We start from the raw sequence: 22,792 nt of genomic DNA on the forward strand, positions 1-22,792 counted from the left end.
CGATAAGTCAGATCTTGAGCAGCTTTTGTCAATAAATGGTTGCCATTTCCGGTGATAAAATTAAGCGTTTTGCAGTGCTTGCTGCACTTCTTGCACAATGGCTAGAGCCGCGCTGCGTGCGCTGGAGAAGGCTCGTTCAGCAAGTTCGCCTTTACCAGTGCATCCATCTCCACAGAAGTAGAACGGAATATTTTCCACGCGAGTTGGTAAAAGTCTGTTGGTCGCAATGTTTTTCACGCTCGATACCATGGCTTTCTTAGATACACGCTTAACTGCGGTAACATCGCGCCAGCCTGGATAGTGCATCTCGAATAGGGCTTCCATTTGCGAGGTTTTATTGTCCAAATAGGCTTTGCGTTCTTCGTCGCTTTGGAAATTATCACTTAGATAAGCGATACCTTGCAGTAATTGCCCGCCTTCTGGTACTAACGTATGGTCCGTCGCTGATACATCGCTAATGAACAGCTTATTATCCATATCACTGATGTAACTAAACGGTCTCGCGACGACGCGGCTAAGCCCAATGTCGTAAACCATAACCTCAGTTGCCGTGTTGGACTCATACGGAGCTAGGAATGGCTCCCATGCGGTACCTTTAAGCAGCTTCACAACTTGCTGAACTGGCATCGCGAAGATCACTTTATCAAACGCCATTTCACGTGTTTTCGTTTTTAAAACAAATTTGCGATCCTCATAACGAAGTCCGTCGACTCCTTCTTGAAGGGCGATTTCCCATTTGCCGGACGTGGTCATTTTTTGTTTCAACTGATTCGTGATGACAGCCCAGCTGCCCAAGACGTAATTGACGGGCTTGCTAGATAAGAACAAGTTGTGGTAATACTCACTAATAACAGCTCCGGATACATTTCGGGCATCCTCAGGCGTAATGAAGAAGTTAGAGCAAACGAGATGCTCCCATAGCTCTTTGACATCTTCATCCGCATTAGACTCAGCAAGATAGTCGGCTAGTGTAGCGTAATTTTTTATATTGTGAATATTAGCAATAATGGCGGCAATTTCCCCGACAAAACGGACTTTTTGAATCGTGCTCAGTAGATCCGTTTTCAAAAGGTTAATGGCATCAAGCGGTGCAGTTGTAAGTTGGTTATGCTTAGCATAGACGACTTTGCGTTTATCAACTTGCTTGGAGGAGAAGGATAGTCCGAGCTCGCGTTCCATGGTTGTCAATGTATGGCGATCGATCCCATAGATGGCGTGAGCGCCGTAGTTGAGCGTGAAACCAGCTTTTTCATACGTAAATGCACGACCGCCAAGCTGCGGACTACGCTCAAATAAAATACCTTCTACATGTGGGTTTTCGGACAAATAAGCGGCTGCTGTTAATCCAGCAAGACCTCCGCCGATAATAGCTACTTTCATTAGGTTTTCCTCCTTGGGGACTGGTTCTACCTGCAGCGATGCGTGAGGTTCTTCGGAACGAAGACCTACCCAAAGCCAGGCTAAGTTGTTTTTCATCATGGAGAGTAAGTCGGCATCATCTTGTGTGCACCATGTGCGGATCGTTCCGGTGTACATACATACGAGAAGTTCGATCTTTTTGGGCTCCGGGAGCCAATGCATCAAGCTATTCGTCAGTACCTGTAATTGCAGTTGTTCTTCCATTTTTACCGTATCATTTTGCAAAGAAAGTGCCTGTAAACTGCGAATAAGTCTAGGTGAGAATCGAATATTCGACGCCAAGTCTAAAAATAGACGATTGATATGTCCCTCAAGCGATTGCACCTTGGAAGGAGGCTGCTTTACCCAGTCCTGAATCAAATTAATTTGTTTACTGTATAACGCTGAAATAATGGCATCTTTACTTTTGAAATAATGATAAAAGGTTCCTTTGGATGTGCTGGTTGCGGCGATAATATCATCAACAGAGACGTTCTCATAGCCTTTTTCCATGAACATCGCTAAGGCAACTTCCATCATCACATCACGCTTTTTGCGGGTCGAGGCTCTCATGAATTGGCTCATCCGCTCACTCCATTCGGGCGATCAGTTTACACCTATTATATGCAAAAGTAGACTATTAGTCTACAAATGAATTGCCCGATGTATTATGCGACCGTTCGGATTAAATCATCTAAATGATTCTTTCCCGTGTGAGGCTATCATCTTAGGTATATACTTCATTTTAGAATACCTTGAGAGGATGAAACATCGACTTGAATAAAGCAGATTTAGGATGGCATGTATTTTTTGAAGGAGCATTTGTGCCGTATTTAAACGAAGAAGGATTTGTCGCAGGCCGCGTCTCCTTAGAACATAAGCATATGTATCGCGTTCAAACGGAATCTGGCGAAATGCTGGCTGAAGTTTCTGGCAAAATGCGTCATCAAGCTCTACGTCGTGAGGATTACCCTGCTGTAGGAGATTGGGTTGTCTTATCACTCCGAGAAGGGGAACAGCGCGCTGTGATTCATGCCGTGCTTCCTCGTCGAAGTAAGTTTTCCCGTAAAGTGGCTGGTCAAGTCACTGAAGAGCAAATTGTAGCTACGAATGTCGATACCGTATTTCTGGTAAACGCTCTGAATCAAGATTTCAATGTTCGCCGTATCGAGCGGTACTTGGTTTTGGCGTGGGAAAGCGGAGCTAATCCCGTGATCGTATTAAGTAAATCCGATTTATGCGATAATCCGGAGGAGCTAGCTAACGAAGTCGCGTCAGTAGCAATTGGGGTTCCTATTCACATTATTAGTTCGGCCGAGAATCGCGGATTAAGTGAGTTAGCAGGTTATATGACTCGTGGGCAAACCGTTGCACTGCTTGGATCGTCAGGTGTGGGGAAGTCCACGTTGGTGAATCGCATCTATGGCAGAGATATTTTGGACACCGGGGATATTCGATCTAGTGATGATAAAGGAAAGCATACAACGACACATCGTGAACTCATTCTTTTGCCTGACGGTGGCATTTTGATCGACACGCCGGGTATGAGAGAGCTTCAGCTTTGGAACGCTTCGGAAGGTTTAAGTACTTCGTTTCAGGATATTGAAGAGTTCGCGGAGCAATGCTTTTTCCAAGATTGTAAACATGAGAATGAGCCCAAGTGTGCAGTGAAAGCCGCATTAAGTTCGGGGGCTTTGGCTGCAGATCGTTTCCAGAATTATGTCAAACTGCAGAAAGAGCTAGCATATTTAGCTCGAAAAGAAGATAAGGGACTTCAGGCGGCTGAGAAAGCGAAATGGAAGAAGATCCATCAATCCCTCAAAAGCCAACCTCATCGGTAATTCGGATATAATTTGGATTGGATTTTTTGAAGGCTTTCCGATAAACTTATATCTAAGTAGGATAACAATGTCGGGGGGACGAACGGATCAATGACGGATTGTATATTTTGTAAAATCATAGCAGGGGACCTTCCCTCTAAGAAAGTCTATGAAGATGATCAGATTCTAGCTTTTCATGATATTCAGCCTGCAGCGCCGATTCATGTCCTTATCATTCCGAAGAAACACTTCGCATCTTTAGCTGCTGGACAGACCGAAGATTGGGCTGTCGTTGGGCAAATGCAGCGTGTTGCTGCGCAAATTGCTAGAGAGCTAGAGGTGGAAGAATCCGGTTATCGTGTGATTACGAACATTGGAGCAAACGCTGGTCAAATTGTTCACCATCTTCATTATCATTTGATGGCAGGTGCGAGATTGGCACCCCTTGGTGTCCACAACTAATCGTTCCTAGTAGGAAAGATCAGTTTTGCGATTGACACCCTAATTACTATCACCTATAATGAGATTTGATGAACCGTTTTGTCTTAGATGGTCTGTTCGGAGGGAGGGAAAACTGTTGTCAGAAACTCGAGTTCGTAAGAACGAAACTATAGATGCTGCACTTCGTCGCTTTAAGCGTTCCATCGCTAAGGATGGCGTTCTTGCAGAAGTTAAGAAACGTAAGCATTATGACAAGCCTAGCGTTAAGCGTAAGCTTAAATCTGAGGCTGCTCGTAAAAGAAAGTTCTAGGAGGCAACATGAGCTTAAGCGATCGATTGAACGAAGATATGAAGCAAGCGATGAAGAGTCAGGACAAGTTTAAGCTCTCTGTAATTCGAATGGTGCGTTCGACGATTAAGAATTCTGAGATTGATCTGAAAAGACCCTTAGACGACAATGAAGTGCTTGATGTTCTAACTCGTGAGATCAAACAGCGTAAGGATTCCCTCCAAGAATTTACGAAGGCAGGTCGTGATGATCTTGCCGACAACCTGAAGGCGGAACTTGTTATTTTAGCTGAGTACATGCCGCAACAGCTTTCTGAGGAAGAAGTGAAAGCCATTGTACAGCAGACCATCCAGCAAATTGGTGCTTCTTCCAAAGCGGATATGGGCAAAGTGATGACGGCATTGATGCCTCAGGTTAAAGGACGCGCTGATGGTAAGCTTATCAATCAGTTAGTTCAACAATTATTAGGTTAACACCAAATATGCTTTGTGAAGACCGAGTGGACTATTCCACTTGGTCTTTTTTCCATTTCAGGAGGTTTTCTTTGTTTTTTTCTAAAATTCCGAAACAGTTCATAAACTAATACGTACATACCTAGTGATAGGAAGTTTATGGGGGAAGGAGTGAACGACGATGTTTCTTGATAACTTATCCGCCTTTCTGACTCATCCTGTGACGGCTACGGTTTTACTCATGGTTGGCATTATTGGCATCGCGCTTGAACTGCTTTTTTTCAGTAGTGGCTTACTGGCCTTGGCTGGGGTTGCTGGCTTTGGACTGTATTTTCTAGGATTTTATTTAGCGGGCTTTGCAAGTTTTGGAGATTTGGCTGTGCTAGGGCTAGGCTTGGTGTTACTGATCTTAGAACTAGTTGTTCCTAGCTTTGGACTTCTCAGTGTTCTGGGAGCGATCTGCCTTTTTGGCGGCGTGATGATGGCTTCTTCGGATCCGAAGGAAGCTGCGTTCATGCTAGTCATTGCCTTGCTTGTGGCTATTGTAGCGGTCATTGTTGCGATTAGGACATTTAAGCATCGCGGCGTTTGGAATCGCTTTATTTTGAAAGAGCAGCTTACGACTAGTAAGGGCTTTACATCGAATCCCGATCGATCCTATCTGATTGGTAAGTCGGGTGAAGCAATAACGCCGCTGCGGCCCGCAGGTACGGCTATGATTCAAGGCGAACGCGTAGATGTCGTTACGAATGGAAGCTTCATTTCTGTAGGTCAATCCATTGTCGTTGTGGAAGTAGAAGGGGTTCGTGTTGTTGTAAGAAAAGTAGATAACCAACATAACACTTAGGAGGAAATGAAAAAATGACGATTGAACCAGGCTTATACTTGGTGCTAATTGCGGCCATTATTATTATCGTGTTATCGGTTTTACTCAGTGTCGTTCCTGTCATGTTATGGATTTCGGCTTTGGCATCCGGCGTGAGAATCAGTATTATTACCTTGATTGCCATGAGACTTCGCCGTGTTACGCCTAGTCGAATAGTGAACCCGATGATTAAGGCGACGAAAGCGGGTATTGATCTTAGCGTCAATCAACTTGAGAGTCACTTCCTCGCTGGTGGTAATGTGGATCGCGTTGTGAACGCATTAATTGCTGCACACCGTGCTAAGATTCATTTGGAATTTGAACGAGCGGCAGCGATTGATTTGGCAGGTCGTGATGTGTTGTTAGCGGTTCAAATGAGTGTAAACCCGCGAGTGATCGAGACGCCTAATGTTTCTGCTGTAGCAAAGAACGGTATTGAGGTAAAGGTAATTGCTCGGGTTACGGTACGTGCCAATATCGATCGGCTCGTAGGTGGTGCCGGTGAAGAAACGATTATTGCACGTGTCGGTGAGGGGATCGTTACAACAGTAGGTTCGAGTGAATCCCACAAGGATGTCTTAGAAAATCCAGATTTGATCTCTCGAACTGTGCTTGGCAAAGGCTTGGATGCAGGGACTGCTTTTGAAATTCTGTCCATTGATATTGCAGATGTCGATGTGGGCAAAAATATTGGCGCACATCTGCAAACAGAGCAAGCTGAAGCAGACAAGCGAATTGCTCAAGCGAAAGCAGAAGAGCGCCGCGCGATGGCTGTAGCTGCTGAACAAGAGATGAAAGCGCGAGTTGTTGAGATGCGTGCCAAGGTTGTTGAGTCGGAGTCGCAGGTTCCACTTGCTATGGCTGAAGCACTTCGCAATGGCCAATTGGGTGTAATGGATTATATGAATCTCAAAAATATCGAATCTGATACGCAAATGCGTTCCTCGCTTGGAAAAATAAACGACGGCAAAAATGACAAAGAATAAGGTTTGCGAGGTGATCGGATGGAACAGCTTATCGTGTTTTTATTTAAGAACTGGTATCTGGTCATTATTGCCTTGACCTTCTTCTATCAACTGCGCAGCAGGCGAAAAAGAGCTGAGCAAGGCACAACAAGATCAGGCATGCCGACCTTTGGGAATGGCCCAAGCAACACTAGGAGGCCTGTAGAAGAGAAGAAAAATCAGCCCGGCAATGTAGCGCAAGGGAGTCGCTCGGAACGCGTCAGAGACGAGTTTAATCAGTCTAGCCTAGGTAAAACCACGGCAGCTGCGCCTAAGCAGAAGGCGTCACCCTTCCCATCACAGTCGACGAAAAGTGGAACACCCGTCAATTCACCTATTTATTCCGAAGAGATAACATCATCGAGTGTATTTCTAAACCAAACGAGCCGTGAACAAGTACTGCAAGGTGTTGTATGGGCAGAGATACTAGGTCCTCCACGTGCCAAAAAGCCTTACCGCAGATGATCAATCAAGCAGCGCCCTCTCGCATGAGCGAGAAGGGCGTTTTTTTGCATAAATGCGGCTTCCTTCGCATAATTTGGTAGAAAGTCTATGCGCCTTTTCTGCATTAATGATCTTCTAGTTAGAGGGGGTACTGCCCAGCTATGCGTCGCTTGACCCGCAAATGGAACCAATTCACGGCCAAGATCCTTGATCTTCCCCAAGATGTTGTACAGGATTTGCCGCGAATCACAATGATCGGCAACGTACAGCTATATGTAGAGAATCATCGGGGCGTACTGTATTTTTCCAGTGAAATTCTGAAGCTGGAGTTGACGAAAGGAACACTGGAGGTATCTGGCCAGCAATTGGTCATTCGAGCCATTCTTTCGGAAGAAGTGTTTATTGAGGGCATCATTGATCATGTGAAATATATGCCTTAATCGGTAGTGTGATGTGTGTGAATGAGAACTGGAGGCTGAGTCATGAAACAATCCCTATTCATTGCCCGTTTGCGTGGCTATGTACGCATTCAAATTCGAGGCAAGGACTGTGAAAGGCTGATTCATCCCATGGTGGAGGGCGGCTTCTCCATATGGGATATTCAAGCTGGAAAAGATGGGAAATTGGAGCTCTGTATCCTCATCAAGGATTTCTTTCGAATTCGGCCGCTTCTGAAGCGGACAGGCTGCAGAATGCACGTCGTCGAGCGATACGGGCTGCCTTTTTTTATGGATAAAATTGGACGTAGAAAAGTATTATTTGTCGGTTTGGCGGCTTTCGTTATCAGTCTATACGTGCTAACATCTCTTGTCTGGCAGGTAACGGTGGATGGGAATGATCGGATTGCGGCATCGGAGATTTTGCAAGCGGCCTCCAAGCAAGGCATTCATAAGTTCCAGTGGAAATTTAGGTTGGCTAAGACGGAGGATCTTTCTCGTGCGATTCAGCAGCAGCTGCCGAGTGCGGCGTGGGTTGGAGTAGAAATCCGAGGAACGCACATCACGATTAAGGTTGTTGAGGCGACCATTCCGAATAGAGGACCGTTGAAAAATCCCCGAAATATTGTAGCTTCCAAAAGTGCGCTAGTGACCGAAATTCAATCGATAAAGGGAAGGCCGATGGTCAAACCGAATACGTATGTTCGTAAAGGGGCTGTACTGATCTCAGGTACGATTGGTGATGAGCAAAATAGTCAAGTTGTCGTCGCAGATGGTAAGATAAGAGGAGTTGTCTGGTATACCTCCCGAATTGAAGCACCGCTTACGAAACAGTATAAGGTCTATACGGGTGAAACGGTGCATCGAAGCTACCTTGTATTTGGGACGAGGGCTCTACAGCTTACCGGTTACGGTAAGACAGGATTTGAACATTTTGAAACGATACCTGATCGTAAAACACTCGCTTTGCGGTCGTTTTCACTTCCGCTTGGATGGCTTCATGAGAAAGTGATGGAAGTTCATATGGTGGAGGAGCAGGTGGATTCGACGAATGCGAAAAAAGTGGGCATCGAGCAGGCTAAAGCCAAATTATTGGCTGCTGCAGGTGAGGATGCGAGGATTGTCGGAGAAAAAATTTTGCATGAAAAAACAGAGAATGGTAAAATTTATATAGACGTTCATTTTGAGGTCGAAGAAAATATTGCCGAAGAACAACCAATTGTGACACAAGGAGAATGAGGCCTGTTGATAGAAAATGCGCAATCTGTCCAAATTACTTTGAAAAATCCGGCTGAGGGACTAGCTTTATTTGGGCCGCAGGATAAATTCTTGCATGTTATTGAAAGGGAAATTGAAGCTCAAATCTTTACGCGCGAAGCCGAAATAACGATACAGGGCAGGGCTGCAGAAGTGAACTCACTTCAGCAGCTCTTTGAAGTTCTTTTACAGCTTATTCGCAACAATTACACCGTGACAGAACGTGATGTTCTGTATGCGATTGAACTGGCGAAGCAGATGAAAGCGGATCAATTGCTCGATTTGTTCAAAGGTGAAATTACGTCCACACATAAAGGGAAACCGATTCGTGTCAAAACCATTGGTCAGAAGAAATATGTGGAAACGATCAAGAAGAAGGATATTGTCTTTGGAATTGGTCCAGCAGGGACAGGGAAGACGTATCTGGCAGTTGTTCTTGCTGTAACCCGACTGAAAGAAGGGGCAGTAAAACGCATCGTTTTGACACGTCCAGCCGTAGAAGCGGGGGAAAGCTTAGGGTTCTTGCCTGGGGACTTACAGGAAAAAGTTGACCCCTATTTACGCCCATTGTATGATGCTCTTAATGATGTCCTAGGGCCTGAGCAGGTAGCGAAGTCGCTGGAGCGTGGCTTAATCGAAATCGCACCATTAGCGTATATGCGAGGACGTACGTTGGACGATTCATTTATCATCTTGGATGAAGCACAGAACACGACTCCTGAGCAAATGAAGATGTTTCTAACCCGACTTGGATTCGGTTCCAAAATGGTCATCACCGGCGATGTGACTCAAATTGATTTACCGCGAGGCAAGTCCTCCGGTCTGGTTGAAGCTTCACGAATTCTGAGTGGTATTGAAGAATTGGGCTTTATTCATTTTGATGAGGGGGACGTTGTGCGTCATTCACTCGTTCAGAAAATCATTGTTGCCTACAACGCAGAAGTGAATAAGTAACGAAGTTAGGTTGGATAGATAGAGAGGAATGACCTCCGTAATGAAAAATGAAGTGCAGATGAAAGGCAAATTTCATTACCGGCTGAGTGGATGGAAATACAATACAGGCTTAAGAATACTCTTGTTTCTCATTTTGGGGTTGCTATTTTATGCCTCACTTTATTCTAAGCTTGTACCACAAGTTTTTGATATTACGTTAGGAATGAAGAGCGAGAAGACGATTTACGCCCCTGAGCAGATTGAGAACGCTGTTGCGACGGAACAAGCCAAAGAAGACGCCGCGAAGCGAGTCCAGCCTGTCTATCGGATCGTAAACCTCAAAAATGAAGTCATTAGTGATGCTATTTTTGATAAATTATCTCAGATCAATGCAGATGAAGAAGTAAAGTTCGATGATAAGGTTAGTATTTACCGTCGCGTCATTCCACAACTCATTACTGACCTGACGAACGATGCTATCAAAACACTTCGGAATAGCGGGCAGTACAACGATTTGTTATTGGAGCAAATTCAACTTGGACTTTCGGATCAGCAATATCCGCTGCCGGAGGAAGTTTATTTCAAACTTCCTCGGTTGACCAAGGAAGATCTCGCGGACATGCGTCCTGTGACGAAAGAGATCGTGACCAAACTCATGAATGACCAAATCCTCGATGCTCAAACAGCGAGGGCCAAAGTTGCTGAAGTAGTGAATACATCGACTCTGGCGAAGAATACGTCTCGTGAGATGGTAACAGAGATCGCAAGAGCATTGATTACCCCGAATAAGTTTTTTGATCAAAAGGGCACGGATGATGCCAAAGGACAGGCTAGAGGTAATATGAAGACTGTGTATATTAACAAAAATGATGTCCTCGTGAAAGCTGGAGATGTCATTACAGAAGAGATTTATACGCGGTTGGAGAAGTTGAAATTATTAAAAGATAAGGCGAATCATTTGCCTCAGTTTGGTCTTGGTATTCTTAGTGCACTCTTGTCATTCGTGATCTTTATGTTTGTTAGACAGAGTAACTTACAGGTTAAATACAATAATTCGCAACTGGTTATGCTCGTTTTGATCTTTTTGCTGAATATTGCTGGGATGAAAATCATTTCACTGCTCCAGAATTTTGATTATCCGTTTATCGGGTATCTAGCTCCAACAGCGCTTGGGAGTATCCTGATTGCCATATTGCTGGACGCACCGCTCGCGTTTATTTCATCTGTTTTATTTTCAATAATTGCTAGTATTATTTTTAATACGGAGCACGATTTGTTATTCGATTTCAGATTTGGTTTGGTCAGTTTAGTCATTTGTTTTAGTGCTGTGTTTACGATTCAACGTGCGAGTCAACGTGCAACTATTTTGAAAGCTGGTCTTATGATCGCCTTTTTCTCCATGTTAATGATAACATCGATGCTGCTGATGGAAGATCACTTTCAACAAAGAGAAGCTCTGATGTCTTTGTCTTTTGCGACTGCGGGTGGATTAGTGACGGTCGTTTTCGTTATTGGATTGCTGCCATTTTTCGAAGCTTCGTTCGGGATCCTTTCCCCATTGAAGCTTGTCGAGCTATCCAATCCGAATCATCCATTGCTACGAAAGCTGCTGACAGAAACACCAGGCACATATCATCACAGTGTGATGGTAGGTAACCTTTCTGAAGCAGCCGCAGAATCCATCGGTGCAGATGGGCTCTTATGCCGTGTGGGTTCGTATTATCATGATATAGGTAAAACTAAGCGGCCAAGCTATTTTATTGAAAATCAAACGAATATTGAGAATCCGCATGATCGCATTGATCCGAACTTAAGTAAATCAATTATTATCGCGCATCCTCGCGATGGTGTTGATATGCTGAAGGATTATAAAATGCCTAAGCCGATTCGGGATATTGCTGAGCAGCATCATGGGACGACGTTACTGCACTTTTTCTATCATAAAGCGAAGAAGCAAGCTGAAGAAGAGAATAGTGAGAAAGCGATACGCGAAGAAGATTTCCGTTATCCAGGTCCTAAGGCGCAATCGAAGGAAGCAGCGATTGTTGGGATTGCTGATAGTGTAGAGGCAGCGGTGCGGTCATTGCGTAACCCAACCCTCGAGCAAATCGATTCCATGGTAACCAAAATTATTAAATCACGCTTGGATGATGGTCAATTCAACGAATGTGACCTCACTTTAAAGGAACTTGATAAGATTGCCAAGACACTGAACGAAACATTGCTCGGCATCTTCCATTCTCGCATTGAGTATCCAAGTGAAATAACGGCTAAGAAGCCAGGAGCATAATAGGAGGGCAACTCATTATGGCAAGTGTAGATTTGACATTAGCGTGGAGCAGTGAACAGGAAGAAAAAGAAATCTCACCAGCTTTCATTGAGAAGCTTGAAGAGCTTTTGAAACTTGCAGGAGAGCTGGAAGGCGTTAAGGAGGGCGAAGTTGCCCTTACGTTCGTTGACGATGAGACGATCCAAGATTTGAATAAACAATATCGTAATTTAGACAAGCCAACGGATGTTCTGTCCTTTGCGATGAGCGAATTTGGTGATGATGAGATTCAAATTAATTACGAGGATGATGGCGAGGATTCGGAGGGAGAGCCTGAAGAAGGTGAAACCGTGTCTGAAGCATTCATCGAGCCCCTTGGTGATATTATCATCTCTGTTCCACGCGCGATTGCGCAAGCGGAAGATTACGGTCATTCCGTCGAACGTGAGCTTGGCTTCTTATTTGTTCACGGCTTCTTGCACCTGATTGGGTATGATCATCAGAGCGAAGAAGAAGAGAAAGTGATGTTCGCTAAGCAGGAGGACATTTTGCAGAAGGCAGGCTTGACGCGATAATGTCGGGCGGCTTCCGTAAATGGCGCAGAAGCTTTCGGTATGCCTATGAAGGAATTAAGTACGCACTAGACACGCAACGGAATATGAAGTTTCATTTTTGCGTTGCGTTTCTCGTGTTATTAGCTGCACTTTTCATTCACTTATCCAAGACAGATATTTTGTTTATCCTACTAGCGGTAACGCTTATGATTGTTACAGAATTAATTAATACGGCTGTCGAGAAAACGGTGGATCTGGCTATGCCGGATCGTCACCCGTTAGCCAAAATTGCGAAGGACGTCGCCGCGGCGTCCGTATTGGTGTCTGCGATGTTTGCTGTCGTTGTGGGGATGGTTGTTTTCTATGAACCGATCGATAAGTTGCTGCATCACGCCAGACTCCAAGAAACACCGCTATCGGCAGGAACGATATGGATATTAATTGCACTTGTCATGCTAACTGTGATTGTTATTGAAACGCGATTCTCGGACAAAGGGAAATTAGTTCGACCGAGCTTGTTAACGGCGATTGCTTTTGCCATTGCTACGGTCATTTTGGTACTTGTCACCCAAACGATTGCCGCTTTATTAGCCTACACGCTCTCTATTATTATCCTGATCGTCTTGTATGATAAGAAAACAAGGCCATTCCCAGCACTCTTTTTGGGGGCAATGATTGGCATTGTCGTGACGCTCCTCGCTTTTTCCTGCTTAAACATGCTATAACTTAACTATGACTCAAAATAAACAGATCCCCTGTCCACCTTGGACGGGCGCGTTTATGAAGAAATATAGCCAACTTATGGAGTGAAACTTTAAATTTCTTATAATTTTATTAAAAGGGTGGATCGCTATGAATCCGCAAGAACTCATTGTATTCGCGAAGGAAGCGATGAAGCGAGCCTATACGCCTTATTCCAATTTTCAGGTCGGTGCCGCGCTATTGGATGCGAATGGGCAAGTGCACTTAGGGTGCAATGTCGAAAATGCTGCCTATGGACCGACAAACTGTGCGGAAAGAACTGCGTTATTTCGTGCCATTGCTGATGGGCATCCGCGAGGATCGTTCCAAGCAATCGCGGTAACTGGAGATACAGAAGGGCCGATTTCGCCGTGCGGCGTATGTCGACAAGTATTAATTGAACTGTGCGAACCGGATATGCCGGTTTATTTGAGTAATCTTAAAGGAGCTTTCGTTCAAACAACGGTGGCTGCTTTATTGCCAGGCGCTTTTACAACGAAAGATTTGCACACAAATGGAGGATAAGTAGAAGTGGCCAAAAAAGAATTTAAATCAGGTTTTGTCGCGATTATCGGACGACCGAATGTCGGTAAATCAACGTTAATGAACCAAATTATCGGTCAGAAGATTGCTATTATGTCCGATAAACCTCAGACGACTAGAAACAAGATTCATGGCGTGTATACGTCGGATAACGGACAAATTGTTTTCCTCGATACGCCTGGTATCCATAAGCCTACGTCCAAACTAGGTGATTACATGAGCAAAGTAGCCCATGGAACCCTTGGTGAAGTGGACGCGGTCCTTTTCTTAGTCGATGTAGCTGATGGCATTGGCGGGGGAGACCGTTATATCATTGAGCAGCTGAAGCATATTGAAACACCGGTTATTTTGGTGTTGAACAAAATTGACCTCGTTCAGCCTGAAGCGCTGCTTGCGATCATTACGAATTATAAAGACTTGTACAATTTCGCTGAGATCGTTCCTGTATCCGCGTTAAAAGGGAACAACGTAACGACGCTTCTGGAGCAAATTATTCGCTATTTGCCAGAAGGTCCTCAGTACTACCCTGCTGATCAAATTACAGATCACCCAGAGCAATTTGTTTGCGCGGAACTCGTGCGTGAGAAAATTTTGCATATGACGCGGGAAGAAATTCCTCACTCGATCGCGGTACAAATCGAGGATATGCGCGTTGAACCGAATGGTGTTGTTCATATTTCAGCCGTCATCTTCGTAGAACGCGAATCGCAAAAAGGGATCGTCATCGGTAAGCAAGGAGCGCTGCTGAAAGAAATCGGCAGACAAGCTCGCCGCGATATTGAAACGCTACTTGGTTCCAAAACTTTCCTCGAGTTATGGGTGAAAGTGAAGAAAGATTGGAGAAATCAAGACAGAGTGCTTCGTGATCTTGGTTTCCGTCACGAATAAACAGTAATTCCCTGAGAGTACCAGTTTTTACATCGCATAGGGAAGCGTCCACTGCACATCCTATGAACATCACGTTCGATGGGGAGGATGCTGAACATGAAAGATTTTTCGTGGACGTATTTTTCAAAGACCGGTGATGTGGACGCCTATCTGCTGTACAAGCAAGTAACGGGAGAACCTGGCATGGATTCGGAAGTGCAAGAAGAAGATCAAAGTAACGAAGAGCCGCTCGATGGTCTGAATATGTGATAGCAAGGCTTCGTGTGTTCAGAGCGGCATTCATGGGGGAAGCTATTTGCTGCATAGCGTTCAAGGTATTGTCATCCGTAGCATGGACTATGGAGAGGGCAACAAAATCATTCGTTTATTCACCCCTGAGCTGGGGAAAGTTGGTGTAATGGCTCGGGGGGCGAAGAAACTGAAGAGCAAACATGGCGCCGTTACGCAGCTGTTCACGTACGGCGATTTTGTTTTTTACAAACAAAGAGGTCAGATGGGATCGCTGAACGGTGCTGAGATTATCGAAGCTCATCACGCGCTGCGCGAAGATTTACATAAGTCTGCCTATGCTTCTTATTTAGCGGAGATGACGGATCGCATGTTGGGTGATGAAGAGGGCAATACCTATATATTCGAACAGCTCAAGGCCGGTTTAATGGCGATCGAAGAGAATAAAGATATGCAAATTGTTACTCATCTTTATGAGATGAAAATGTTCGATTTAGCTGGTTATTTACCAGTCACCGATGCTTGTGTATCTTGTGGTGAAACAGCAGGTATTACGACGTTTGGCCCAAACATGGGCGGTACTTTATGCGGACGTTGTCGCTTTAAGGATGCATCTGCAATTCCAATTGGTGAAGGTGCTCACAAATTGCTTAGACTTTTCCCGAGAATGGACATGCGCAGGCTGGGCTCGGTTCAAGTTAAGGAAGAGACGAAGGAACAGCTTAAGCAATGTATGCGAGCTTATATGGACGTACATATTGGTGTCCAGTGGAAATCAAGAGGGTTCATTGAACAGATGGAGAAATACAATATCTAACCGCTACTAGACTCATTTGACATGTGATTCTCGCTTTGATATGATGTGGTGGAAAACACCTCGCCCTTGTGCTCTCCGCATATCGGTGAGGTTTTTCTCATGCTATCGTTCTGTTCTGTAGTTCTTTACATACAAATGTCTAGTGTAGGGTCTTGTCCCTGCTGAAAGGGGTTAGGAATATGGAGCATCCACAACCTACTCGGGTTTATGTAGTTTCGGATTCCGTCGGGGAAACAGGAGAATCGGTCGTTCGGGCAGCTGCCATGCAGTTTCATCCTGTTCCTGTTGAAATTTTGCGAGCGCCGTTTATTCATGATTTCGAAGGTATAGATAAAGTCATCAATTCGATTCGGACGCATGGTGGTATCGTTGTATTTACCTTAGTTATTCCGGAACTGCGAGATGATCTCATTACGAAAGCGAATCAATATGATATTCCCTATATCGATTTACTTGGACCAGTTGTCACCAAGTTAGGACACGCTTTACGTCAAGAGCCGCGGAGACAACCCGGTATGATTCATCCACTGGATGAAGATTATTTCAAAAAAGTCGAAGCTGTTGAGTTTGCTGTCAAATATGATGATGGCCGAGATTTTAGCGGCATTCAGAAAGCCGATATCATTCTATTAGGTGTATCTCGTACGTCCAAAACCCCGTTATCGATGTATTTGGCGCACAAAAGATTGAAAGTGGCGAATGTCCCGCTAGTGCCTGAAATGCAGCCTCCTGCTGCCATTTACACAGTTCCCAAAGATAAAATTATCGGCTTGCGGATTGATCCGGATAAATTGAATGTGATACGTCAAGAACGCCTTCGTACACTGGGACTTGCAGAAAATGCAACCTATGCGAATGTAGAACGTATTAAAATAGAACTGGATTTTGCTGATAAAATTATGAGTAAAATCGGGTGTGTCATTTTCGATGTATCCAATCGCGCTGTAGAAGAAACTGCAAGTTTAATCATGGATCATATCGAACATATCTAGTAAGGTTTTATGTTCTGGCTTGCAGGATTTTTTGTAAGTCCATCGTATATAATAGTACGGTGAGATTCAATTAAAGGCAGGGGCTGACACGTGAGTGCAAGAAGTATTATTGTTGATGCCGATGCTTGTCCTGTAAAGTCGGAAATCGAGCAGGCAGGTAGACAGTTTGGCGTACAAGTTGTTCTAGTTGCTTCTTTCGATCATAAGATGAAGGAAAATCCGGGTGTGAAGGTTGTTCAAGTAGATCGTTCCGATCAATCTGTCGATTTATATATTGCCAATCAGATTCGGTCAGGTGATATTTTGGTAACACAAGACTTTGGACTCGCCGCTTTAGGACTAGCGAAAGGTTCGATCTGTTTGACGAATCGGGGGCAGGAATATACCGATAGTTCGATTGATTACCTATTGGAACGCCGCCATGCCTCCGCCAAAATGCGAAGAAATGGTAAGCATACGAAAGGACCAAAACCCTTCACAGAGACGGATCGTAAAAATTTTCTACATGGTTTGACAAAACTTTTAGAATATTTGCAGGAAATCGAAAATAAGTAGCGAATAGTAATTAGTCGGAAAAGCGACCTGAATTGTAGGTGGATTGAAATGAGGTACGGACGCATACCTGAAGAGGTAATTGAGGCTGTACTGAAGCGTCATGATATCGTTGATGTCATCGGCAGGCACGTACATTTAAGCAAACAAGGGCATTATATGAAGGGACTTTGTCCTTTTCATTCGGAGAAGAGTCCATCGTTTACTGTCACGCCAGAGAAACAGATCTATCGTTGCTTTGGTTGTCAGGCTGGCGGGAACTTAATCCGCTTCATCATGGAGATTGAAGGCTTGAGCTTTGCTGAAGCGATCACGAAGCTTGCAGAAGATGCGGACATTCCCATCACATGGGAAGAAGTATCTGACGAGCAGAACGAACAGCAACAAGAGAAAGCAACTTTATTAAAGGCTTATGAATTTGCAGCCAAGTTCTATCATTATGTCGTTGGTAATACCGATCAAGGCAAGGCGGCCAAAGGATATCTGACTTCTAGAGGGATCTCGGATAAGCTGATTGACACGTTTCAGATTGGCTATGCACCTTTAATGTGGGACACGCTCGTTCAACAATTGGAAAAAAGAGGGTTTGATTTAGCCCTTATGGAAAAAGGCGGTTTAATTTCTGCCAAACATGAAGGTCATGGCTACGTGGATAAATTCCGTGAACGTATCATGTTCCCTATTTGTGACTCTACAGGCAAGGTCATCGCATTTGCGGGGAGAGCCATGGGGGATGCGCAACCCAAATATTTAAATAGTCCAGAGTCTGTACTTTTTAATAAAAGTCGGACGTTATACAACCTTCACTTAGCACGGCCTAATATGCGTAAATTACAGCAAGCCGTTATTTTTGAAGGATATGTGGATTTGATTAAAGCTTGGGAAGCTGGCATCACGAATGGTGTTGCGACGATGGGGACGGCCTTAACGAAAGAGCATGCATCCTTACTGAACCGCAACGCGGACGAAATCATCATTTGCTATGATGGAGACAATGCAGGACAATCTGCTGCTTTTAAGAGCATTCCGTTGTTGGAAGATACAGGAAGCCGAGTCACGGTTGCGATGCTGCCAGATGGCAAGGATCCTGACGATTATGTTCGTCAATATGGGTTTGACCGATTTGCTCGGGAGATTATTGGAGCTTCCGTGCCATCGATGAAATATAAGCTCTTATATATTCGCAAAAATTTTAAATTGCATGAGGACGGTGACCGACTACGTTATCTGCAATCCGCTGTAAAATTAATTAGCCAGTTGCAATCTCCAATGGAACGCGAACATTATCTCAAACAGTTAGCTTCAGAGTTTCCGGATTCGTCGTATGAAGCCATGAAGTTAGATCTCCATGAAATCTTATTGCAATCGGAAAAAAACCGACCAGATGGGGATAATAAACCAATTCTGTGGAATAATGTTATGAATAATGGGAGAACAGCGGAACGAACAAAGAAAAAATCACCTTCGTTACTGCCTGCGTATCATAATGCGGAACGTTTGATTTTAGCCGTTATGATGCATGATCGTGACGTATGCTCACATGTTGAAGCACAATTGGGTGACCAGTTTAATGTTGAAGCTCACGCAGTCTTAGCTGCTTATTTATATGCTTACTACGCTCAGTATTTAGAGCCCGATGCAAGCCGATACATTGCCATGCTGCAAGACGAACAGCTGGAGAGCTTGGCTAGTTCCATCGTTATGATGGGAGCCGGTCATGGATTAAACGAACAAGTGATTGACGACTATATTCGCCAAATTCGCAAAGTTCCAATGCAAGAAGAAGTTGAACGTAAGAAAGAAGAACAAGTTCGCGCCGTAAGCGCGGGCGACCATCTTAAAGCTGCGCAAATAGCAATTGAAATTATTGCCCTAGAAAAACGGTTGAAGTCATCTTAGCTAAACTGACATGACTAGGGAGGAGGGAGTCCGTACCATGGCGAATGATCAGCGTACAGAACTAGAGACAGAATTGACCCTGGACCAGGTGAAAGACCAACTTATAGAGCAGGGGAAAAAACGGTCCTCACTAACTTACAAGGATATCATGGAGAAATTAGCTCCCTTCGATCAGGATCCTGAACAAATCGATGAGTTCTTTGAACAGCTTTCCGAGCAAGGTATTGATGTGGGGAATGAATCGGATGAAGATTCGATGAATCCTGAAGAAAATGAGCGCGATGAATTTAACTTCGATGATGATCTGGCTTTGCCGCCGGGGATTAAAATTAATGATCCAGTTCGGATGTATTTGAAAGAAATTGGTCGAGTACCGCTTCTTTCCGCGGAAGACGAAGTGGGGTTGGCCAAACGTATTGAAAATGGGGATGAGGAAGCGAAGCGTCGTCTAGCGGAAGCGAACCTTAGACTCGTTGTAAGTATTGCAAAACGTTATGTGGGTCGTGGCATGCTTTTCCTCGACTTGATTCAAGAAGGTAATATGGGTCTTATCAAGGCTGTTGAGAAGTTCGATCATACGAAGGGCTACAAATTCAGTACCTATGCGACCTGGTGGATTCGTCAAGCGATTACTCGCGCGATTGCCGATCAAGCGAGAACGATTCGTATTCCGGTACATATGGTTGAAACGATTAACAAATTGATCCGTGTTTCACGTCAATTGCTGCAGGAATTAGGGCGCGAACCTACGCCAGAAGAAATTGCCAAAGAGATGGATTTGAGTACGGATAAAGTCCGTGAAATCATGAAAATCGCACAAGAGCCTGTTTCCTTAGAAACACCGATTGGTGAAGAAGATGATTCACATTTAGGGGATTTTATCGAGGATCAAGAGGCGTTAGCACCAGCAGATGCAGCAGCGTATGAGCTTCTAAAAGAACAGCTTGAAGACGTGCTTGATACGTTAACGGAAAGAGAAGAAAATGTACTTCGGTTGCGTTTTGGACTTGATGATGGACGTACAAGAACATTGGAAGAAGTAGGGAAAGTATTCGGTGTTACGCGTGAACGGATTCGTCAGATTGAAGCAAAAGCTTTGCGGAAATTAAGACATCCAAGCCGTAGTAAACGATTGAAGGACTTTTTGGAATAAAATCGCTGTGAGTGGGCCCTGCCAGATTCGGCGGGGTCTTTTTTTGTGGTCTTAATAAAAAAGATCTACTAAAATCTGAGCATGAAATCACCGATAAAGTAGCTAGGAAGGTGAGCGAACAGATGGATGCTGAGAGAAGAAAAGTAATTGTAAGGGAAATCGATCATTGGCGCCGGAGCAAATTGCTTCCCGAGCATTATTGCGATTTTCTAATGAATTTGTATGTGGATGATATGACACCTAAACCAGCTTCACTTTTAGGAGTTTCAGCAACGGCTGTAACAAACAGTAACTGGAAAATATGGTTGGGCACTTTAGCGATAATTGCCGCTCTTGCCTTATCTGCTCTTAATTTTAACTCTTTTGGATTGCCAATGCAAATTGGTATTTCCACACTTTTTGTCATCATTTGTTATGCTGTCGCATATAGACAATTTGGTCGTACGCCTGTCATATCCTATGTAATGTGCGGTATTGGTTCTATAGCCATGTTGCTATTGGGCTTGCATATTATGGATTTATCGGGTATTCATGCTTCAACCACTTATATTGGTTATTTGGCGTTCTGTAGTTGTATATGGCTATTTAACGGATTAATTGGTCGGATGGCCATTTTCCAAATATGCGGTTGGTTAGGGCTAGTCGGGACCTATAGTTGGTTATTAATGCAGAAATTAAATCAACCTTCATGGTTTTCACTCGAATTAAGTTGGGTGCCAGTGAGTGTTGTACTCATATGGATGGCTTGGCTTGCACATCATACGAATAAACAAGCGGCTAGCGTGCTCATGCTAGTGGGAGGTGTGGTTTGGTTTATTCCTGAAGCCATGACCTTTCTTGTGGATATAGAAATGAGCTCGCGTATCATTCAAATTTCGTTTACAGCAAAATTAGTTTCAGTAGGCGTGGCGTTATTTCTGCTGCGAAAAAAATGGGTAGAGTGGGTAATGTAGCATATGGTTAAATTATCGAAAAGACTTCAAATGATTGCAGATCGTGTACCAAAAGGTTCCAAAGTAGCGGATATTGGTTCGGATCACGCGTTGCTTCCGACGTATTTGGCACAACAGGGAATTATTACAGCAGCAGTGGCAGGAGAAGTAAATCCGGGACCTTATGAAGCTGCGCAAAGACAAGTGCTAGAAAGCGGCTTATCCAAAATCATTCAAGTAAGATCCGGTGATGGGCTTGCGGTTATAGAAACCGGAGAAGTAGATGTAATTACGATCGCTGGTATGGGCGGTAGTTTAATGGCAAGTATTTTGGAGGCTGGTAAGTCAAAGCTTCCTGGTGTTCAGCATTTGATTCTACAGCCTAATGTAGGGGAAGATCACGTTCGTCGGTGGTTACTGGAGAATGGGTGGAAATTGGAGACAGAGGCTATTCTCGAAGAGGATGGCAAGATTTATGAAATTTTAACAGCGATTGCTATTGCTCAAGAGGAGCGAAGTACTTTAGAAACATTATATGAGGAACGTCAGTTACCTGCTGGTATCAGGGTATCCAAGGAGCGGTTACTTCAAATGGGGCCTTATTTCATAAATGAAGCTCCTGAAGTGTGGTTTGTGAAGTGGGAGAGCGAACTGAAAAAGCTTGCGATGATTGTAGATCAATTAAAGCTATCGACTGCTGAAGCTTCCATTGCGAAAGCGGAGCAGGTTAGCCGAGAAATGCATGAAATAAAGGAGGTACTCGCGTGCTTGCAAAAGGTCAAACCGTAATCCAACTTTTCGAGCAGCTGGCCCCTAAGCATTACGCGATGGCCGATGATAAAATCGGCTTACAATTGGGTTCGTTGCAGAAAGATATCAAAAAGGTTCTAGTTGCTCTTGATGTGACGGATGCGGTTGTTGATGAGGCTATTGAAGTTGGTGCGAACCTTATTATTGCGCATCATGCGATTATTTTCCGGCCACTGGCTCATCTTCAAACAGAAACACCGGCAGGTCGTTTGTACGAAAAATTAATCAAAAATGATATCGCTGTTTATATCGCCCATACGAACCTAGATGTGGCAGAAGGCGGCGTAAATGATTTGCTGTCGGAGCAACTTGGCTTAACGGATATGACCCATTTGGAAGATGTGCATACAGAGAAGCTGCAAAAGCTCGTTGTTTTCGTACCTGAGACGCATCATCAAGTGGTGCTGGATGCGCTATTTAAAGCGGGAGCAGGCGGCATTGGCCAATACAGCTCTTGCAGCTTCAATATCCCCGGGACGGGGACGTTCCTGCCGCAGGAAGGGGCAAATCCGTTTATCGGGGAAGTTGGTAAGCTGGAACGCGTACAAGAGGTACGCGTAGAGACGATCGTAACCGCTAGCGTACAGCGCAAAGCGGTTACTGCGATGTTGAAGGCCCACCCCTACGAGGAGGTGGCCTATGACCTCTACCCGATGGATCTGAAGGGTAGAGTGTTCGGTTTGGGCCGCGTGGGCAAGCTGCCCGCGGCGATGACGCTTCGCGAGCTCACGGAGCACGCGAAGGCGGTGTTCGACGTGCCGACGGTGCGCGTCGTCGGCGATCTCTCACGGCCTATCCGGAAGGTGGCCGTGCTGGGTGGTTCTGGCGGCCGCTACATGCGGCACGCCATGTTTGCCGGCGCCGATGTGCTGGTCACCGGCGACATCGACTACCACACCGCGCACGATGCGTTAGCGGCGGGGCTAGCTATCCTCGACGTTGGACACAACGTCGAGAAGGTCATGAAGCGCGGCGTCGCGGACTACCTCGCTGCGCAGCTCGCGAAGACGGATACGCAGGTACTTGCATCCACAATCAATACAGAACCGTTCCAATTCCTATAGGCAGGAACGA

Annotated in this window: 25 protein-coding genes; 24 read left to right on the forward strand and 1 reads right to left on the reverse strand. The window is 44.8% G+C overall.

The features are described from left to right. Positions 1 to 60: 60 nt before the first annotated feature. Complete coding sequence (locus AC58P7_RS06785; protein ID WP_497341130.1) at positions 61 to 1,971, reverse strand: FAD-dependent oxidoreductase; 1,911 nt, start codon at positions 1,969 to 1,971, stop codon at positions 61 to 63. Between the two features lie 203 nt (positions 1,972 to 2,174). Here AC58P7_RS06785 and rsgA point away from each other — a divergent pair, with 203 nt between their 5' ends. The 24 genes from rsgA to AC58P7_RS06905 all read left to right on the forward strand — a co-directional run bounded on the left by rsgA (position 2,175) and on the right by AC58P7_RS06905 (position 22,782). Then, a complete protein-coding gene (gene rsgA / locus AC58P7_RS06790; protein ID WP_497341132.1) occupies positions 2,175 to 3,239 on the forward strand; it encodes a ribosome small subunit-dependent GTPase A in 1,065 nt (354 codons plus the stop codon). Positions 3,240 to 3,329: 90 nt separating this feature from the next. Beyond that, a complete protein-coding gene (locus tag AC58P7_RS06795; protein ID WP_497341134.1) occupies positions 3,330 to 3,680 on the forward strand; it encodes a histidine triad nucleotide-binding protein in 351 nt (116 codons plus the stop codon). 115 nt (positions 3,681 to 3,795) lie between these two features. Then, on the forward strand, positions 3,796 to 3,969 hold the full coding sequence (gene rpsU / locus AC58P7_RS06800) for a 30S ribosomal protein S21 (RefSeq protein WP_028558020.1): 174 nt from the start codon (positions 3,796 to 3,798) through the stop codon (positions 3,967 to 3,969). An 8-nt stretch (positions 3,970 to 3,977) separates the two neighbouring features. Further along, entirely contained in the window at positions 3,978 to 4,421 is a 444-nt protein-coding gene (locus AC58P7_RS06805; protein ID WP_497341136.1) for a GatB/YqeY domain-containing protein, read from the forward strand. 160 nt (positions 4,422 to 4,581) lie between these two features. Then, positions 4,582 to 5,247 carry an NfeD family protein gene (locus tag AC58P7_RS06810; protein WP_497341138.1) on the forward strand — a complete coding sequence of 222 codons (666 nt, stop codon included), beginning with the start codon at positions 4,582 to 4,584 and terminating at the stop codon, positions 5,245 to 5,247. Positions 5,248 to 5,261: 14 nt separating this feature from the next. Then, a complete protein-coding gene (gene floA / locus AC58P7_RS06815) occupies positions 5,262 to 6,251 on the forward strand; it encodes a flotillin-like protein FloA (RefSeq protein ID WP_497341140.1) in 990 nt (329 codons plus the stop codon). An 18-nt stretch (positions 6,252 to 6,269) separates the two neighbouring features. Beyond that, positions 6,270 to 6,734 (forward strand): YqfB family membrane protein, encoded by a 465-nt coding sequence (locus AC58P7_RS06820; RefSeq protein WP_497341142.1) that lies wholly within the window; start codon positions 6,270 to 6,272, stop codon positions 6,732 to 6,734. A gap of 140 nt (positions 6,735 to 6,874) precedes the next feature. Then, on the forward strand, positions 6,875 to 7,153 hold the full coding sequence (gene yqfC / locus AC58P7_RS06825) for a sporulation protein YqfC (protein ID WP_497341144.1): 279 nt from the start codon (positions 6,875 to 6,877) through the stop codon (positions 7,151 to 7,153). 42 nt (positions 7,154 to 7,195) lie between these two features. Further along, positions 7,196 to 8,389, forward strand: coding sequence for a sporulation protein YqfD (yqfD, locus tag AC58P7_RS06830; protein ID WP_497341146.1), 1,194 nt, complete (start codon positions 7,196 to 7,198; stop codon positions 8,387 to 8,389). Positions 8,390 to 8,398: 9 nt separating this feature from the next. Beyond that, the gene (locus tag AC58P7_RS06835) at positions 8,399 to 9,361 is read left to right on the forward strand and encodes a PhoH family protein (RefSeq protein ID WP_497341556.1); all 963 of its coding nucleotides are present in this window, start codon (positions 8,399 to 8,401) and stop codon (positions 9,359 to 9,361) included. 40 nt (positions 9,362 to 9,401) lie between these two features. Continuing rightward, positions 9,402 to 11,630, forward strand: coding sequence for an HD family phosphohydrolase (locus AC58P7_RS06840; RefSeq protein ID WP_497341148.1), 2,229 nt, complete (start codon positions 9,402 to 9,404; stop codon positions 11,628 to 11,630). Between the two features lie 17 nt (positions 11,631 to 11,647). Then, a complete protein-coding gene (gene ybeY / locus AC58P7_RS06845; RefSeq protein ID WP_497341150.1) occupies positions 11,648 to 12,184 on the forward strand; it encodes an rRNA maturation RNase YbeY in 537 nt (178 codons plus the stop codon). Beyond that, positions 12,184 to 12,888, forward strand: coding sequence for a diacylglycerol kinase (locus tag AC58P7_RS06850; protein WP_497341152.1), 705 nt, complete (start codon positions 12,184 to 12,186; stop codon positions 12,886 to 12,888). Before ybeY ends, AC58P7_RS06850 begins: the two co-directional genes overlap by 1 nt. Before the next feature lie 127 nt (positions 12,889 to 13,015). Further along, positions 13,016 to 13,429: a cytidine deaminase gene (gene cdd / locus AC58P7_RS06855; protein ID WP_497341154.1), complete on the forward strand. Its 414-nt coding sequence runs from the start codon at positions 13,016 to 13,018 to the stop codon at positions 13,427 to 13,429. A 6-nt stretch (positions 13,430 to 13,435) separates the two neighbouring features. Beyond that, the gene (gene era / locus AC58P7_RS06860) at positions 13,436 to 14,335 is read left to right on the forward strand and encodes a GTPase Era (protein ID WP_497263897.1); all 900 of its coding nucleotides are present in this window, start codon (positions 13,436 to 13,438) and stop codon (positions 14,333 to 14,335) included. Between the two features lie 96 nt (positions 14,336 to 14,431). Next, complete coding sequence (locus AC58P7_RS06865; RefSeq protein WP_082593664.1) at positions 14,432 to 14,584, forward strand: YqzL family protein; 153 nt, start codon at positions 14,432 to 14,434, stop codon at positions 14,582 to 14,584. 46 nt (positions 14,585 to 14,630) lie between these two features. Then, positions 14,631 to 15,380, forward strand: coding sequence for a DNA repair protein RecO (gene recO / locus AC58P7_RS06870; protein WP_497341156.1), 750 nt, complete (start codon positions 14,631 to 14,633; stop codon positions 15,378 to 15,380). Positions 15,381 to 15,559: 179 nt separating this feature from the next. Continuing rightward, complete coding sequence (locus tag AC58P7_RS06875) at positions 15,560 to 16,372, forward strand: pyruvate, water dikinase regulatory protein (protein WP_497341158.1); 813 nt, start codon at positions 15,560 to 15,562, stop codon at positions 16,370 to 16,372. Positions 16,373 to 16,462: 90 nt separating this feature from the next. Next, the gene (locus AC58P7_RS06880; protein ID WP_497341160.1) at positions 16,463 to 16,927 is read left to right on the forward strand and encodes a YaiI/YqxD family protein; all 465 of its coding nucleotides are present in this window, start codon (positions 16,463 to 16,465) and stop codon (positions 16,925 to 16,927) included. 48 nt (positions 16,928 to 16,975) lie between these two features. Beyond that, a complete protein-coding gene (gene dnaG, locus AC58P7_RS06885) occupies positions 16,976 to 18,823 on the forward strand; it encodes a DNA primase (RefSeq protein WP_497341162.1) in 1,848 nt (615 codons plus the stop codon). Positions 18,824 to 18,860: 37 nt separating this feature from the next. After that, positions 18,861 to 19,976, forward strand: a complete 1,116-nt coding sequence (rpoD, locus tag AC58P7_RS06890; RefSeq protein WP_028558036.1) for an RNA polymerase sigma factor RpoD — start codon at positions 18,861 to 18,863, stop codon at positions 19,974 to 19,976. Positions 19,977 to 19,987: 11 nt separating this feature from the next. Beyond that, positions 19,988 to 20,929 carry a hypothetical protein gene (locus AC58P7_RS06895; RefSeq protein WP_497341164.1) on the forward strand — a complete coding sequence of 314 codons (942 nt, stop codon included), beginning with the start codon at positions 19,988 to 19,990 and terminating at the stop codon, positions 20,927 to 20,929. Between the two features lie 3 nt (positions 20,930 to 20,932). Next, positions 20,933 to 21,697, forward strand: a complete 765-nt coding sequence (locus AC58P7_RS06900) for a tRNA (adenine(22)-N(1))-methyltransferase (protein WP_497341166.1) — start codon at positions 20,933 to 20,935, stop codon at positions 21,695 to 21,697. Then, positions 21,673 to 22,782, forward strand: coding sequence for a Nif3-like dinuclear metal center hexameric protein (locus AC58P7_RS06905; RefSeq protein WP_497341168.1), 1,110 nt, complete (start codon positions 21,673 to 21,675; stop codon positions 22,780 to 22,782). Before AC58P7_RS06900 ends, AC58P7_RS06905 begins: the two co-directional genes overlap by 25 nt. Positions 22,783 to 22,792: the final 10 nt, after the last annotated feature.

It is taken from the genome of Paenibacillus sp. J22FR5 (assembly GCF_059691975.1).

Excerpts from the sequence above, each read along its gene's own strand:
- AC58P7_RS06810 (WP_497341138.1), top strand. The coding sequence starts at position 4,582 with ATGTTTCTTGATAACTTATCCGCCTTTCTGACTCATCCTGTGACGGCT.
- ybeY (WP_497341150.1), top strand. The coding sequence starts at position 11,648 with ATGGCAAGTGTAGATTTGACATTAGCGTGGAGCAGTGAACAGGAAGAA.
- yqfD (WP_497341146.1), top strand. The coding sequence starts at position 7,196 with ATGAAACAATCCCTATTCATTGCCCGTTTGCGTGGCTATGTACGCATT.
- AC58P7_RS06865 (WP_082593664.1), top strand. The coding sequence starts at position 14,432 with ATGAAAGATTTTTCGTGGACGTATTTTTCAAAGACCGGTGATGTGGAC.
- AC58P7_RS06805 (WP_497341136.1), top strand. The coding sequence starts at position 3,978 with ATGAGCTTAAGCGATCGATTGAACGAAGATATGAAGCAAGCGATGAAG.
- floA (WP_497341140.1), top strand. The coding sequence starts at position 5,262 with ATGACGATTGAACCAGGCTTATACTTGGTGCTAATTGCGGCCATTATT.
- rpoD (WP_028558036.1), top strand. The coding sequence starts at position 18,861 with ATGGCGAATGATCAGCGTACAGAACTAGAGACAGAATTGACCCTGGAC.
- yqfC (WP_497341144.1), top strand. The coding sequence starts at position 6,875 with ATGCGTCGCTTGACCCGCAAATGGAACCAATTCACGGCCAAGATCCTT.
- cdd (WP_497341154.1), top strand. The coding sequence starts at position 13,016 with ATGAATCCGCAAGAACTCATTGTATTCGCGAAGGAAGCGATGAAGCGA.
- AC58P7_RS06820 (WP_497341142.1), top strand. The coding sequence starts at position 6,270 with ATGGAACAGCTTATCGTGTTTTTATTTAAGAACTGGTATCTGGTCATT.
- AC58P7_RS06900 (WP_497341166.1), top strand. The coding sequence starts at position 20,933 with ATGGTTAAATTATCGAAAAGACTTCAAATGATTGCAGATCGTGTACCA.
- AC58P7_RS06850 (WP_497341152.1), top strand. The coding sequence starts at position 12,184 with ATGTCGGGCGGCTTCCGTAAATGGCGCAGAAGCTTTCGGTATGCCTAT.
- AC58P7_RS06795 (WP_497341134.1), top strand. The coding sequence starts at position 3,330 with ATGACGGATTGTATATTTTGTAAAATCATAGCAGGGGACCTTCCCTCT.
- AC58P7_RS06840 (WP_497341148.1), top strand. The coding sequence starts at position 9,402 with ATGAAAAATGAAGTGCAGATGAAAGGCAAATTTCATTACCGGCTGAGT.
- AC58P7_RS06875 (WP_497341158.1), top strand. The coding sequence starts at position 15,560 with ATGGAGCATCCACAACCTACTCGGGTTTATGTAGTTTCGGATTCCGTC.
- dnaG (WP_497341162.1), top strand. The coding sequence starts at position 16,976 with ATGAGGTACGGACGCATACCTGAAGAGGTAATTGAGGCTGTACTGAAG.
- AC58P7_RS06785 (WP_497341130.1), bottom strand. The coding sequence starts at position 1,971 with ATGAGAGCCTCGACCCGCAAAAAGCGTGATGTGATGATGGAAGTTGCC.